Origin of the sequence: Neobacillus sp. FSL H8-0543 (genome assembly GCF_038592905.1) — a bacterium.
Lineage (GTDB): Bacteria > Bacillota > Bacilli > Bacillales > Cytobacillaceae > Neobacillus.
The window spans coordinates 3,372,712-3,386,452 of the sequence record NZ_CP151943.1; the positions used below are offsets into that span (position 1 = coordinate 3,372,712).

13 protein-coding genes are annotated in these 13,741 nt (G+C 37.6%); 10 read left to right on the forward strand and 3 right to left on the reverse strand.

Annotated features, from left to right (window positions below; translation table 11 throughout):
• Positions 1-44 precede the first annotated feature (44 nt).
• From NSS81_RS16760 to NSS81_RS16785, 6 genes are all read left to right on the forward strand, one after another.
• On the forward strand, positions 45-1,547 hold the full coding sequence (locus NSS81_RS16760) for a sugar ABC transporter ATP-binding protein (RefSeq protein ID WP_342429813.1): 1,503 nt from the start codon (positions 45-47) through the stop codon (positions 1,545-1,547).
• A gap of 1 nt (position 1,548) precedes the next feature.
• Positions 1,549-2,550, forward strand: coding sequence for an ABC transporter permease (locus tag NSS81_RS16765; protein WP_342429814.1), 1,002 nt, complete (start codon positions 1,549-1,551; stop codon positions 2,548-2,550).
• Positions 2,551-2,780: 230 nt separating this feature from the next.
• Positions 2,781-3,542 (forward strand): threonine/serine exporter family protein, encoded by a 762-nt coding sequence (locus tag NSS81_RS16770; protein ID WP_342434055.1) that lies wholly within the window; start codon positions 2,781-2,783, stop codon positions 3,540-3,542.
• Positions 3,543-3,557: 15 nt separating this feature from the next.
• Complete coding sequence (locus NSS81_RS16775) at positions 3,558-4,013, forward strand: threonine/serine exporter family protein (RefSeq protein ID WP_342429815.1); 456 nt, start codon at positions 3,558-3,560, stop codon at positions 4,011-4,013.
• A 512-nt stretch (positions 4,014-4,525) separates the two neighbouring features.
• Positions 4,526-6,031, forward strand: a complete 1,506-nt coding sequence (locus tag NSS81_RS16780; RefSeq protein WP_342429816.1) for an amidase family protein — start codon at positions 4,526-4,528, stop codon at positions 6,029-6,031.
• Between the two features lie 15 nt (positions 6,032-6,046).
• Complete coding sequence (locus NSS81_RS16785; RefSeq protein WP_342429817.1) at positions 6,047-7,075, forward strand: ion channel; 1,029 nt, start codon at positions 6,047-6,049, stop codon at positions 7,073-7,075.
• Between the two features lie 30 nt (positions 7,076-7,105).
• Here NSS81_RS16785 and NSS81_RS16790 read toward each other — a convergent pair whose 3' ends face one another.
• The 3 genes from NSS81_RS16790 to NSS81_RS16800 are packed head-to-tail and all read right to left on the reverse strand — an operon-like array spanning position 7,106 to position 9,075.
• Positions 7,106-7,492, reverse strand: a complete 387-nt coding sequence (locus NSS81_RS16790) for a DUF350 domain-containing protein (protein ID WP_342429818.1) — start codon at positions 7,490-7,492, stop codon at positions 7,106-7,108.
• 40 nt (positions 7,493-7,532) lie between these two features.
• Positions 7,533-8,759 carry a glutathionylspermidine synthase family protein gene (locus NSS81_RS16795; RefSeq protein ID WP_342429819.1) on the reverse strand — a complete coding sequence of 409 codons (1,227 nt, stop codon included), beginning with the start codon at positions 8,757-8,759 and terminating at the stop codon, positions 7,533-7,535.
• A 4-nt stretch (positions 8,760-8,763) separates the two neighbouring features.
• A complete protein-coding gene (locus tag NSS81_RS16800; protein WP_342429820.1) occupies positions 8,764-9,075 on the reverse strand; it encodes a hypothetical protein in 312 nt (103 codons plus the stop codon).
• Between the two features lie 93 nt (positions 9,076-9,168).
• Between NSS81_RS16800 and NSS81_RS16805 the strand changes: the two genes are divergently transcribed.
• The 4 genes from NSS81_RS16805 (at position 9,169) to NSS81_RS16820 (ending at position 13,724) form a co-directional block, all read left to right on the forward strand.
• Positions 9,169-9,618, forward strand: coding sequence for a hypothetical protein (locus NSS81_RS16805; RefSeq protein ID WP_342429821.1), 450 nt, complete (start codon positions 9,169-9,171; stop codon positions 9,616-9,618).
• A gap of 102 nt (positions 9,619-9,720) precedes the next feature.
• Complete coding sequence (locus NSS81_RS16810) at positions 9,721-10,992, forward strand: ATP-binding protein (RefSeq protein ID WP_342429822.1); 1,272 nt, start codon at positions 9,721-9,723, stop codon at positions 10,990-10,992.
• 180 nt (positions 10,993-11,172) lie between these two features.
• Positions 11,173-12,423 carry an ATP-binding protein gene (locus tag NSS81_RS16815; protein WP_342429823.1) on the forward strand — a complete coding sequence of 417 codons (1,251 nt, stop codon included), beginning with the start codon at positions 11,173-11,175 and terminating at the stop codon, positions 12,421-12,423.
• Positions 12,424-12,560: 137 nt separating this feature from the next.
• Positions 12,561-13,724 carry an HD-GYP domain-containing protein gene (locus tag NSS81_RS16820; RefSeq protein WP_342429824.1) on the forward strand — a complete coding sequence of 388 codons (1,164 nt, stop codon included), beginning with the start codon at positions 12,561-12,563 and terminating at the stop codon, positions 13,722-13,724.
• The last annotated feature ends 17 nt before the right edge of the window (positions 13,725-13,741 follow it).

The following is a 13,741-nucleotide window of genomic DNA, read 5'->3' on the forward strand; positions in this document are numbered from 1 at the left end:
TTTCAAAAGATTAAGAGAGTGTTTTCCATTAAAGGAGGGACAGCATGACTACGTTAGTAATGAAAGACATCTCAATCGAATTTCCAGGGGTAAAGGCGTTGAACCAGGTTGATTTTTCTATGGAAATAGGTAAAATCCATGCATTAATTGGGGCAAACGGTGCTGGAAAATCCACTTTGATGAAGGTTCTTTCAGGTGCTTATGACCATTATTCAGGTGAAATTTCGCTAGATGGAAAATCCCTTAAAATACGTACACCAAAAGATGCAATGAATGCTGGTATTCAAATTGTTTATCAGGAAGTAGATACTGCGCTTGTACCTTATTTAACGATTGGTGAAAATATTATGTTGATGGATACGGTACATAACATGGAAAAAAAGCACTGGATGAAATGGAAGCAGCTTCATGAAAAAGCTTCATCGATACTAGCTAGTATGAATATTAACCTGTCAACGACGAAACTTGTTAGTGAGTTGACCCTTGCTGAGAAACAAATGATTTTAATTGCCCGCGCGGTTTCGAAGGAATGTAAATTTCTGATCCTTGATGAGCCGACGGCACCGCTTAGCCATACGGAAACGAAAGAACTATTTCGGATTGTTGCTGATTTGAAAAAGAAAAAGGTTGGAATTATCTTTATCTCCCATCGACTTCCAGAGATTTTTGAGATTTGTGATGAGATTTCAATCATGAGAAATGGTGAACTGGCAGCCAGACAAATGATTGCAGACACTACACAAAACAACGTGATTGAGCAGATGCTCGGAAAAAAGCTAGGAGAACAGTTTCCCGACAAAACAAAGAATATAGGAAATAATGTCCTTGAGGTTAATGGGCTTACAGATAAAGAAAAAATCAAAGATTTTTCCATGCATGTAAAATCTGGTGAAATTGTCGGTATTGCTGGTCTAGTAGGTGCGGGTAAAACGGAACTTTGTAAAGCCTTATTTGGTGCTGAGGGGAAGTTAGTAAGCGGAGAAGTAGTGCTAAAGGGTAACAAGTTAAAGATAAAGAGCCCTTTTGACGCGGTGAAAGTTGGGATGGCATTTGTGCCCGAGGAAAGACGGAAAGAAGGAATCCTTGTTCAGGAATCTGTTGAATCAAATTTAACGGCAGCAAACTTAGGAGGATTTTCAAGAATGCTAGGTTTCATAGACCGAAAAAAAGAAAAAATTGCAGCCAAGGAATTGATTAAGCGACTTGGGATAAAGACACCTTCAGAGGAAACGAAAGTTCAAAATCTTTCTGGGGGGAACCAGCAAAAGGTTGCTATTGGAAAGTGGCTTGTTGCTGAGGCTGAGGTCTATATATTTGATGAACCAACTAAGGGAGTTGACGTCGGGGCAAAAAGGGATATTTTTAACCTGATCACTGAACTGGCAAAACGCGGTAAAGCAGTCATTTATGCATCATCGGAATTGTCTGAAATTATTGGGATTACGAATCGAGTGTATGTTTTATATGATGGCAGGTCAGTGAAGGAACTTGAAACAGAGTCTACGAACGAAGAAGAACTTTTATTTTATTTAACAGGGGGCAGGTAAGATGGAGGTAAATTTTTCAGCAAAGAATCGAACCCCGGCGAAAAAGGTTTTTGATTTATTTCAGTTTTTTTATAAGTATGGAACGATAATTACTATTTTCGCCCTTATTATTATATTTTCGGTGGCTAATCCTGCCTTTATTTCTAGTAACAATATTATTAACATCCTGCGTTCGATATCGATCGTTACGATTATAGCAATCGGGATTACCATCTCCTTATCCGTGGATGGCTTTGACCTTTCCGTTGGTTCCGTTGCCTCGCTAGCCAATGCGGTTACGATATCAATGTTTGTCTGGTTTTCACAAAATACCCTTGTTGCGATTATTGCAGCAATCGCTGCCTCACTAGTTGTTGGTGCATTAAACTCGTTTATGATTGTTAAGATGAGGATTCCCGATATGCTAATGACTTTAGCGACGATGTTTATTATTCAAGGGATGGCACTTACTTATACAAAAGGGGCTACGGTTTCGCAAAATATGGTCATGCCTGATGGTTCCATGGCTGAGGGAATTATTAGTCCATTTTTCGCGAAAATTGGTGAGGTTCCTTGGATTATTCTCATAATGGTAATAGTCGTGACAATTGTTCATATCTTCCTCACGTATACAAAGCATGGAAGGTATATGTACGTGATAGGCGGGAATAAAGAAGCAGCAAGACTTTCAGGAATTCCAGTAAATAAATATAAAGTTGCTGCCTACTTGTTGTCAGCATTTTTTGCGGCTATTGGCGGGATTGTTCTCGCCTCGCGTGTAATGACCTCTGAAATTAATTCAGGTGCTCCTTACCTAATGGATTCAGTTGCTGCCGCTTTTATCGGTTTTTCGGTTCTTGGAGCTGGAAAGGCGAATGCGTTTGGAACATTTATCGGAGCAGTCCTAATTGGGATTCTTGCCAATGGGCTTGTCATGCTATCTGTCCCGTATTATTCAATGGATATTGTAAAAGGGACTGTGTTGGCGTTCGCATTAGCCATTACCTATTATAAGCAAAAGTGATTATAAGGTATCGTTCCCTTGAGCAGACTATTTCATAGAACAAGGGAACGATTGGTGGGTGTGAATTGTCTGGAATACTGATATCAAAAAAATTCCATAAGACATAAAGTATTTTTGTTTTAAGACGCCAGCCACAAGGTTTAGGCGTTTTTGATTTTTGTTGATAATATCCTTGTTATTCATTAAACTAAGGGAATCATATGAAGAAGGAAAATAGTGGTGAGAAATTAATGGACAAAGAAACAAGGGAAACCTATGAAATAATGGAGGTTTGTCTGCTAGCAGGGAAAATTATGCTACAAAGTGGTGGGGAGACGTACCGTGTTGAAGATACAATGATGCGGATTGCTGCTTCCTTTGGGATTGAAAAGACACACAGCTATGTCACTCCAACGGGAATCATTTTCTCTGCTGAAGGAGACGAACCGACGAAAACAAAGCTGATTCGAATCTCAGCACGTTCAACTGACTTAAAAAAGGTAGCATTAGTTAACAGTATTTCTAGAAAGATTAGCAGCGGTGAAGTTACTCTCCAAGAGGCGTTAAGATCGTTAAAAGAATTAGAAGCTCTGAATGTCACCTTTCCGTTCATGGTTCAGGTTGCTGCCGCCTCGCTTGCAAGTGGCTGTTTTATGATTATGTTCAAGGGCGCATGGAATGATTTTATTCCTGCGATGTTTTCCGGGGGGTTGGGCTATTTTGGCTTTTTATATTTTCATCGTTTTATTCCAGTTAAGTTTTTCTCGGAGTTTTTAGCCTCATTTATCATCGGCTTATTTGCATTAATTTTTGTGAAAATAGGAGTAGGCCACCAGTTAGATAAAATTATTATTGGCTCTGTTATGACCTTAGTACCAGGCTTGCTAGTAACAAATGCAGTCAGAGATTTAATGGCCGGTCACTTAGTATCAGGCTTATCAAAGGGAGCTGAAGCAATGCTTACGGCCTTTGCTATCGGATCAGGGATTGCAGTTGTACTATCATTTTTGTAAAAAGGAGCTAGCAGAATGGACATTTTAGGACAGTTAATCACCAGTTTTATTGCTACTGCTGCCTTTGGCGTTATCTTTAATGCTCCGAAGGAATCATTAATCAAATGTGGGCTTGTCGGGATGGGCGGTTGGCTAATTTATTATATAACCGAGGATTATATGGGAAATGCGATAGTAGCCACACTTTGCGCGACTATTTTTATCGGAGTTGTCAGCCAAGAGTTTGCAAAGTTCTATAAGACACCAATAATTATTTTTAGTGTCGCTGGAATTATTCCACTCGTTCCTGGTGGACTGGCCTATGATGCGATGAGGCAATTTGTTTTGGCCGATTATGATTTAGCAATAGCTTTAAGCGTAAAGGTGACGTTGCTATCTGGGTCGATTGCCTTTGGTCTTGTTTTTTCTGAAGTAATCAATCAGTTAATCAGGAAGTTTACGAATGGAAAAGTGAAAACAAGACAGCAATAGCGATTAATGTAAAAAGGGTTATAAAATTGGACGAAGGCAGAGGATTCAAGATCCTCTGCCTTCTTTTGCTTTCGATCCATTAGGGATCGTAAATAGTAACTTGTGTATGGTTGCATGTCTTATCATCCATCGCAAGGTAAAAATTTATATATAATTAATGGTTATAAAAGACCAATTTGCCGCGGTTACTCTTCCACCTGATGGTTTTATACCTAAACGATGTAAGCCCTACCTCTCTTACATCCTTACGACTCCTAAGCCGATCCAGTGTGAATAAGTTTTACTTTTAAAACATAAGTAGAATGCCAGAAAAATCCTACCATTGCGTTCTCGTTAATTACAAGTTACATAAATCTAAAGCACAATTAATAATAATAAGCTATAATCACCCATTTGTCAACATGATATTGAAAATTTGTAAAAAACTCCAAAATACACCTTACTATTAATAAAGGATTTTTGGAATAGGCAATAGAAATATAAAGGAAAAGAAAGAATCGGGAGGTATTGCAATGGAGGGATTTGTTTATAAAAACTATGATGGTCTTGGACTTTCTGAATTGATGAAAAAGAAAGAAGTTCATCCAAAGGAAGTTCTCATCGAGACGATTAAAACAATTGAAATGCATAACCCAAAACTGAATGCAGTTATAAATAAATTTTATGAGAAAGCGGAAAAAATGGCAGAAAATGTTGATTTAACAGGAACATTTGCGGGTGTCCCTATGCTGGTTAAAGATATCGCACAAGAAATAGAGGGAGAACGGATTACGTTAGGTTCGAAGGCGTATCTAAACTATAAGGCAAAGGCCGATTCAAATTACATAAAAAATGTTAGGAAAACAGGCGCTATTTTTGTGGGACAAACGAACATTCCTGAGTTCGCACTAATGGGGATTACAGAACCGAAAGTTTATGGACCTGCCAGAAATCCTTGGAATACTGAGCTTACACCAGGTGGCTCTAGCGGCGGGTCGGCAGCCGCAGTTGCTAGTGGAATGGTCCCAATTGCCGGGGCGAATGATGGTGGAGGGTCCATTCGTATTCCAGGTGCCTACTGCGGACTATTCGGGATGAAACCAACTAGGGGCAGAACACCAGTTGGTCCATTTTATGGGAGGTATTGGCAAGGTGCATCAGTGGACTTAATACTATCGCGTTCTGTTCGAGATAGTGCAGCAATGCTTGATGCGATCAGTGTCTATGAAAAAGGAGCAGCATTTCATGTCCTCCCATACCAAGGCAGTTATCTGAACCAGGTCCAAGTTCCGCCAGATAAAAAGCTTAACATCGCATTTTCTGTTCAATCACCTCTCGGAACAGATGTTCACCCAGAATGCAAAGAAGCAGTTATTAATACAGCCAGATACCTAGAATCGCTTGGACATAATGTTATCGAAATGGAGGCACCCGTTAATGGGAAAAAATTGTCTCATAGTTACTTAACGATGTACTTTGGTGAAGTGGCAGCAGTGTTAGCATCACTTAAAGAAATTCTAGGCCGTAAAGCAAGAATGAGCGATGTCGAAACGACTACCTGGATATTAGGTTTAGTAGGCAAGGCAACCTCAGCGGAAGAATTCGTCCTTAGCTTAAGAGAATGGGATATTGCTGCTATGGCGATGGAAAACTTTCATGAAACATATGATTTTTACCTTACCCCTACAACCGCTATGCTGGCTGCGAAAATTGGCGAGCTCGAGCCGAGCTCCTCCGAAAAAAGGCTGATGCAGGTTGCGGGCAATCTTAGGATTGGCGGAATACTGAAAAAAATGGGCATTGTTGAAGAAGTAGCAGAAAACAATTTAAAAAGAACTCCTTTTACCCAGCTTGCGAACTTAACAGGACAGCCGGCAATAACGATACCCTTTCACCTAAGTAAAGAAGGACTACCTGTTGGTGTTCAGTTTATGGCAGCAAAAGGAAGAGAGGATTTATTGTATTCATTAGCAGGACAGCTTGAACAATCAAGCTTGTGGGTTCCAGTTCAAACGAATCGATTCTTTAAAGAAGCATAGAGAGGAGAGAAATAGATGATATTTTTCCGGAGACTGATCCTTACGGCATCGCGTTACAGGTATCGGACCGTTCTCCTTTTTACCTTTTTCTTCATTATAGTAAATGCAGAAATAATGAGATTACTAGAGCCAAACACTTTTGATAATTCTTTACACGCCGTCTGGTGGATTCTTACAACTATGACTACCGTAGGGTATGGTGACGTTTATCCTGTCACCCAAGCAGGAAGAACCTGGGCGATGTTCATTGTCTATACGCTAGGAATTGGCCTTTTTGGAGTGGTCATTGGAATTATTATCGATGGTGTCTCACAATACAAGCGAAGAAAAGAGGAAGGAAGAATGACTTATAATGGAGGAAACCATTTTGTTATCATGGGTTGGACCACCAAAAGCAAAAATACGGTTAATGAGCTTTTTCTTGGTGATGACACAACAGAAATCGTATTAATTGATGAATTGGAAAGGACACCAATTGAGCACGAACGGTTTCATTATATTCAAGGGAGCCCTACAGATGTAGACATACTAAAGAAAGCAAAGATTGAAAAGTCCAGGGCAGTCTTACTGTTTGCCGCAGATGGTATTAACAACCCGGATTTAGCAGATGGAAAAACGCTCTTAGTTGCCTCCTCCATTGAACGATATGATGAAGGAACCGAAGGGAATATTTATACTATTGCAGAAATATTAAATGAAAGACATGTCGATAATTTCAAGCATGTTAAAATTGATGAATTTATTTTATCCAATGGTTCTGTCTCCAATTTGATGGCAAAATCCGCCCAGACAAAAGGCGCAAGTCACCTCTTCACTCAATTGTTAAGTCGACAGGACGGGGATAATGGAAGCGATCTTTGGGAGGTAAGCTTAAAGCCAGAATGGAGAACCTACGGTGATGCTTATGAGCATCTGAAGGAAAAAGGCGCACAACTGATTGCTGACCGAAGTGATTTAAATATTTTAAAGAAATGGAATGAACCTATTCCTAGAGATGCGAGACTATTGGTTATTTGTGATAAGCGTACCTATCAAAGTCTGTAGGAAAAAAACGCATCAAATATGATGCGTTTTTCAATAGGTTAAACTTCCAGCTATGACAATCCCAATTGAAATGGATAAAAGCATTAAGAAAATACCGACTGCCTGATTATCTTCCTCAATGCTTTGGTTGACATTAAAATGTGGTGTGAGCCATTCTGCTAGATAAAAGACAATAATTTGTGCGACGATGCCAATTGATCCCCATAAAATCATATCAATGAGCGATATGGAGTTTGCAAGAGAAGAATACAAAACAATCGCCAGACCAAGAAGTCTTCCGCCAAGTACATAACTTGCTGCTTTATTCCCTTTTGCCATTAGAGAAAATTCCTTTACCTTTGTTGTTATTTCCATCAAAAAGAGACCAACCAATAGTAAACCAAGTGAAACGGCTAAATATAACAAGAAATTCGTCATTCACAATCCTCCTCATATAAAAAATTCAACTCGTTGATAGTTAATTGTCTTTTCTTAAACCAACAGGTAAATAGTAGGATTCATTACCTGTGATTTTCCCACCTGCACGAAGTCCAATACTACTTGGTTTTCCAGCTATAAGGAATGAGCCGAAAACATACGACAGCTCCTCTATTCCCTTTTCTGTTTCTAAGGTAGTAGTGGGAAGTGGAACATATTTTTGATAAACGGGAAGCTCTTCTTTGTATGTTTGAAAGGAATTTTGAGATGTAATCTTCGTGTCTTTATCATATATAGTAACCGTGTCACCTTCTCTGCCAAAGGACGGCTTTTTGACAAATGAACTATTCCCCAAAAAAACGTCAGGTTCAAGGTAAGTCGGTAACATGTAATCTTTAATCCATTGTTGTTCTTCCTTTGAAAAGAATGCTCTTTCCTCCGCTAATCCCCATATTAAACATTGGATTGACTTTGGTTGGAGAAGAAAGGCAGAAACAGGATTTACTATAGAAATCTTCCTTTTCTGTACTAGTTGTAAAAGTTCAATTCCGATTCGATCCCCCGATACTGTTTCCTGGTCATTTATTAAGTGTTCAATAGGATAGGTTTGACGGTACAACACATCAATAGGAAATCCATCAGCATCTATCAAGGCGCCATCAGTAATTCTGAGTTCGGACATTGGAAGGATTTGATTTTTCACCTGACATAACCTACTTAAATAATGAGTCGTATTCCAGTCCTCAATATGATCGTTATGTGCAGTAAAAACAACATTAGCAGAATTTATCCCTTCTGTTGCATCAAGCACTGCTCTTGTAATACCGGATGAGAGTAGTCGTTCCTGATTGATGTTTGGGTTAAGGTATCGAAATTCGGAACAAAGCTTTTCATTTATCTGGAAACATTCAACAATAAAAGTAGGTGTATCGCTATTAAATTCAAGCATTTTAACACCATCCTTTGTCAATACAAAATCAAAACGAGAGATGACTGACTCAGGACAAATGGTTTTCATCCTAATAAAAGGCAGACTGGCAGACGGAAAACCAAGCTCAAGGAGATGCGTATCCGGAAGACTACGCAGTAGGTGTGCCGTTTTAAAAAAGACCTTTCCCAATCTTTCAGTCGCCTCTTTTAGTAGTTGATGTGTTTGTTCTGTTATTGAAAAAATATTATATAGACTATATTCGGAACCATATAAATTTGACCAAAATGCTGGGAAATTTGAGTAAAATTGCTTTCGATCCTGCTTGTAAGTTGTCATTCTGTTAGCCTCCAAATCCGCCTTTTGAGCCACTGCCAAATCCACTCTTAAAGCTGGATGAGGATTTATAAGATTTATAAGAAGAAGAATTCATGAGTGCAGACTTGCTTCGATAAAACATACCACCGTAAAAAAAATGACCATAATGACTCGAACGGGTATCATCACATTGCCAAACACCTTCTTCATCATCCCAATCCCAATCAGAGCAGCTGGTATCGTCTGGTTTAGGAGGCAAATCCTGTGAACAGCCGGCTAAGGTTCCGGCGACAAGAGAAGTAAGAACACCAGTAATTAACCATTGGGTTTTCTTCATCTTCTCACGCTCCTTTTTTTGTTATATATTTATTATAAAAGTAAATTTCAGGAAAACAATCTTAAAATAAAAGAAAAAGAAAGAGGGATGAAAATGAAGTTGGAATATCGACTGGATGATGAGTTTAATAAATATCCTGCTCTTTGGAACTATCCCAACATTGCACCCTCCGAGGCAGTAGCTAGAATGACCTGTGAATATTTTGTAAAAGAAAGAGAGACGTTTCAGGTAACAGCAACAGCTATGGATCCGGATGGTACAGCAGTGTTGTATGTAAAAAAAGATAACTACTCCAATGACTCAACAGATACAAAATATTCTCATATTGGCTTCGAAATACGTGAGCTTCAAGGCGTAACATCCATTCTATTGGAAAGTAAGGAAGTATGGGAACATGAAGATATCTTAACAACTCTTCATTCAGATTTTCTCTTTATTCATAAAAATGGAAAGTTTTTAGAGTTCCACTTGGATTCGCGGGAAATAGATGAGGATCGTAAATGCTACGTATTCTATGGAAAATTTACCGGAAAAAGTCTCTAAGAACGGAGTTTTATTTGTGTCAGAAATGTAACTAGAAACTAATGGAATATGCCATTTTTTGTGGTATTGTTAATGATATATAGATTGGTTGGAGGAAGTAAAATGCTGGCAGAAAAACTTCTCTTAAATATGTTAATTACTCTATCGCCGATTCTGCTGTCAAGTGTCCTTATGGATGGCAAAAGAAAGTTTAATTCTCCAATAGTTAGTGGTTTATTACACAGTACGGCAGCATTTGCCTGTATGATATTTTCATATGCAAAATATGATTTTACCTGGGACCTTCGCTATGTTCCGCTCGTAATAGCATTTCTTTATGGTGGACCAGTTGCAGGAGGAATGGTTTTTGCTACCATTTTTGGCGGGCGTATGCTTATTGGAGGAGATACAGTCGTTTATGGGTTAGTAAATACTGTATTTATAGCAATCGTACCCATTCTCCTAATGAAAAAGTTTTGGCACTTTGCCCCGAATAAACGAGTACTGGTAACAACAGGTATTGGTGCTTGGTCCTTACTAGTTTGCTATTTATCCTTTACTGCCCACCAGAGCTTTGTTGGCGACTCATTAACACTTAATTTTAATATTCCGGATATACTTATTGTTGGGATAATTGATACGATAGCCATAACGATCGCTGCCAAATTATATGAGGGGTTACATGAACGATCGAGGATGAAAGAAGAAATCCAACGGGCTGAAAAGCTCAACACTTTAGGGGAGCTTGCTGCATCGATTGCCCATGAAGTCCGTAATCCTTTAACTGTTGTAAAAGGTTTTTTACAGTTGATGCAACAGGATGAGAAGGGCAAAAATTACGAGTATCTTTCACTAGTTTTAAGTGAACTAGGCAGGGCAGAGTCAATAATCAGTGATTACCTAAACTTTGCCAAACCTAAGTTTGAAAAAATAGAAGATTTCTCCTTACCCAATGTATTAACAGAAGTTGTTATGCTCCTTGACCCACTTGCAGTAAAACAAGGAGTTCAGCTTGAAAGTGTTTTAGATTCAACTGACTTCCATCTTATTACTGATCGAAATCAATTGAAACAGGCACTCGTTAATCTTATTAAAAATGCAATTGAAGCGACCCCCGAGAGTGGAAAAGTTACCGTTTGCTACCAACCAAGCGGGACTCTAGCAAATGTTACTATTTTGGACACAGGCAAAGGGATGACACATGAACAACTTTCGCGGATTGGCACCTTATTTTATACAACAAAGGATAAGGGAACAGGACTTGGAACTTCAGTATCATTAAGGATTATTGAAGCGATGAACGGAAAAGTTTCCTACAAAAGTGAACTAGGTATCGGGACAGAGGTATTGATGATTCTCCCTGAAGGAAAAAAAGAATTGATGATGATTTCTTAAAAAAAGCCAACCATTTGCAAAGAATGGTTGGCTTTTTTCGTAATTTGCTCACCAAAATTACGAAATTTGTCGAATATCATCGAATTGCCAAAAATTTTATCATTAATCGTCAGGAAAGATGGTAGAATAGTAGTAGAAAAATACAAAATGCAACTGAATTATTTTAGGGGAGTTACAGGAATGAATGAGGGCATTAACAATCCAAAGTTAATATATGAAGAGAAAAAAGCACTAAATCTATTTTTATGGTTATTTTATATTACCTATATTGCATATGAACTGCTCTTTTATTATATTTATCCTAGTTTTTCGAATGGGGGAATAATTGGAAATTCAGATGGCGTAGGTCCTTTGGCGTATGTTTTTATTTTTGGTTTAATACCCGTAACCATGCATTTTTACAAAAAAGGAAATCCATATATTGTTAAATATCTATTTGTATTTACCTTTATAATTCTAGATACAGTAAATAGCTTAATGATGTATCTTGGAACGGACAAAACATTTGCTGCAGGTCATATAGTCGAAGTTTTAATTGTACTTTTCACACCTATATTTGTTAATAAAAGATATTTCTGGACTGTATCAATAGTCATGATTGTTAAATATGTATTTGTGGGGATTGTTTTATGGGAACCCTTAGTTCTAGCCCCTATGGGGATATATATTATACTTTCTTTATTGGCGTATGCCATATTAAATCGTTTTAGCTCTTATATTAACTCCATAACACTAGCACATAATGAACTTCGCCAAAAAGAGAAGCTTGCTGTTATCGGTCAAATGGCCACAGCTATTGGACATGAAATCAAAAATCCACTTTCTTCATTAAGGGGATTTACTCAATTGCAACAAGAACGGCACCCAAATACTAGTGAATATGCTCCAATCATGATTCAAGAAATTGATAGAATCAACTCGATAGTCAATGACTTGATGTATCTTGGTAAACCAAAAGTTATTACATTTGAAAAAGCAAGTATTGAGGAAATCATTACATACACATTGTCGATTACTAAACAGAAGTCTGAAAGTCAAGGAGTAATGGTTGATACCATAATGGAAGGGCCGCTGCCTCCATTAGATTGCGATGCAAACCAGTTAAAACAAATGTTCATAAATTTGATTAAAAACGCGAAAGAATCGATGCCAAACGGTGGAAAGATAAGGATAAATGTAAAAGTAATTGAAGGGAAAAGGATGCTAATTTCAATACAGGATGAAGGTTGTGGAATAGCAGACGAAGACATTTTAAGTTTGGGTGAACCATTCTATACAACAAAACAGGATGGTACAGGGCTTGGGTTATTGGTTTCAAATCAAATTATCAGTGATCACCATGGAAAAATGACCATTGATAGTAGTCTTGATAAGGGGACGACGGTAAATGTAATCATACCTATAACTCAAAATAATACTAGAGCGAAATAATTCTATATTTATACAAAAAACATCAAATTATCATGTTACAAGGCTACTACCTATGTTATATAATGTAGAAGAGTAGCGAATTTAATATTTTTATAATATTAAATGGTAATTTTTGTTTAAATGCACTGGAGGATAAAATGATTCCGCATGAAGAAAAACAAACGGTTAAATGGTTTCTATTAATTTCATATATTATTTTGATTGGCTATGATATTTTTTATTATTTTATAGCACCTATAAGCATAGTTGATAGGGAAATAGGTTTTCCAAGCATCTATTGGTATTTGAACTATGTGGTACTTTTGCTAATATTTCCAGCGGCGCTTTATTTTAATAAAACTAATAAGCAATATTTGACTAAATATGTATTTGTTTTTAGCTATTTAGTAACCTCACTTTTTGTGGATATCTTAACCTACTATGGTATCGGTGATACTTATTCAAGCGGGAATATCGTAGATGTATTTTTAATCCTATCATTACCGCTTTTCCTTAATACAAGATATTACTGGATTGTGACTCTCGGTGTTACTGTAAAATATGCACTTACTGGTATTATATTACAGATTTTCTTTGTTATCATGCCAATTATATTAATAGCTATTTTATCCACTATGTCCTACTTTCTGTTAGTACGTTTTCAAGGGTATGTACGGGCTATTAGTAAAACCTATGATAACCAGTTAGAAGGGATTGTTAAAGGAGTTATTGCTACACTTGAACTGAAGGATCAATATACTAGAGGTCATAGTGAACGTGTAGCTAGTTATGCCTTACTAATGATAAAAGAAATTGGGAAACTCTCAAAAGAGGAAGAAAAGTCATTTTATTATGCTTGTTTACTACATGATATTGGTAAAGTGAATATTCCTGATCATATTCTAATGAAACCAGCTAAACTTACTAAAGAGGAATTTGATATCATAAAAACTCATCCAACTGTTGGAGCAGAAGCAGTTAAAAATGTTGAAGGAATTAAGGATAGTATTTGTGTGATTCGCTCTCATCATGAACGTTGGGATGGGAAAGGCTATCCTGATCAATTAACGGGTGAAGAGATTCCTTTGCTTGCTAGAGTCACTGCATTTGCAGATGCCTTTGATGCAATGACTTCTTCAAGGTCCTATCGAGATGCAATGCCTGTTGAAGAAGCCTATCGTCGAATTATTGAAGGAAAGGGTACCCAGTTTGATCCAAGGCTAGTGGAAGACTTCATCCTGGTTTATCCGTCATGGGTTAAATTTCATGAAACATATCCATGGTCAAAAAAATGGGAATTACTTAAGGAGGTGGAAAGATGAGAATCCGGAAGCTAAAG

Excerpts from the sequence above, each read along its gene's own strand:
- NSS81_RS16760 (WP_342429813.1), top strand. The coding sequence starts at position 45 with ATGACTACGTTAGTAATGAAAGACATCTCAATCGAATTTCCAGGGGTA.
- NSS81_RS16765 (WP_342429814.1), top strand. The coding sequence starts at position 1,549 with ATGGAGGTAAATTTTTCAGCAAAGAATCGAACCCCGGCGAAAAAGGTT.
- NSS81_RS16770 (WP_342434055.1), top strand. The coding sequence starts at position 2,781 with ATGGACAAAGAAACAAGGGAAACCTATGAAATAATGGAGGTTTGTCTG.
- NSS81_RS16775 (WP_342429815.1), top strand. The coding sequence starts at position 3,558 with ATGGACATTTTAGGACAGTTAATCACCAGTTTTATTGCTACTGCTGCC.
- NSS81_RS16780 (WP_342429816.1), top strand. The coding sequence starts at position 4,526 with ATGGAGGGATTTGTTTATAAAAACTATGATGGTCTTGGACTTTCTGAA.
- NSS81_RS16785 (WP_342429817.1), top strand. The coding sequence starts at position 6,047 with ATGATATTTTTCCGGAGACTGATCCTTACGGCATCGCGTTACAGGTAT.
- NSS81_RS16790 (WP_342429818.1), bottom strand. The coding sequence starts at position 7,492 with ATGACGAATTTCTTGTTATATTTAGCCGTTTCACTTGGTTTACTATTG.
- NSS81_RS16795 (WP_342429819.1), bottom strand. The coding sequence starts at position 8,759 with ATGACAACTTACAAGCAGGATCGAAAGCAATTTTACTCAAATTTCCCA.
- NSS81_RS16800 (WP_342429820.1), bottom strand. The coding sequence starts at position 9,075 with ATGAAGAAAACCCAATGGTTAATTACTGGTGTTCTTACTTCTCTTGTC.
- NSS81_RS16805 (WP_342429821.1), top strand. The coding sequence starts at position 9,169 with ATGAAGTTGGAATATCGACTGGATGATGAGTTTAATAAATATCCTGCT.
- NSS81_RS16810 (WP_342429822.1), top strand. The coding sequence starts at position 9,721 with ATGCTGGCAGAAAAACTTCTCTTAAATATGTTAATTACTCTATCGCCG.
- NSS81_RS16815 (WP_342429823.1), top strand. The coding sequence starts at position 11,173 with ATGAATGAGGGCATTAACAATCCAAAGTTAATATATGAAGAGAAAAAA.
- NSS81_RS16820 (WP_342429824.1), top strand. The coding sequence starts at position 12,561 with ATGATTCCGCATGAAGAAAAACAAACGGTTAAATGGTTTCTATTAATT.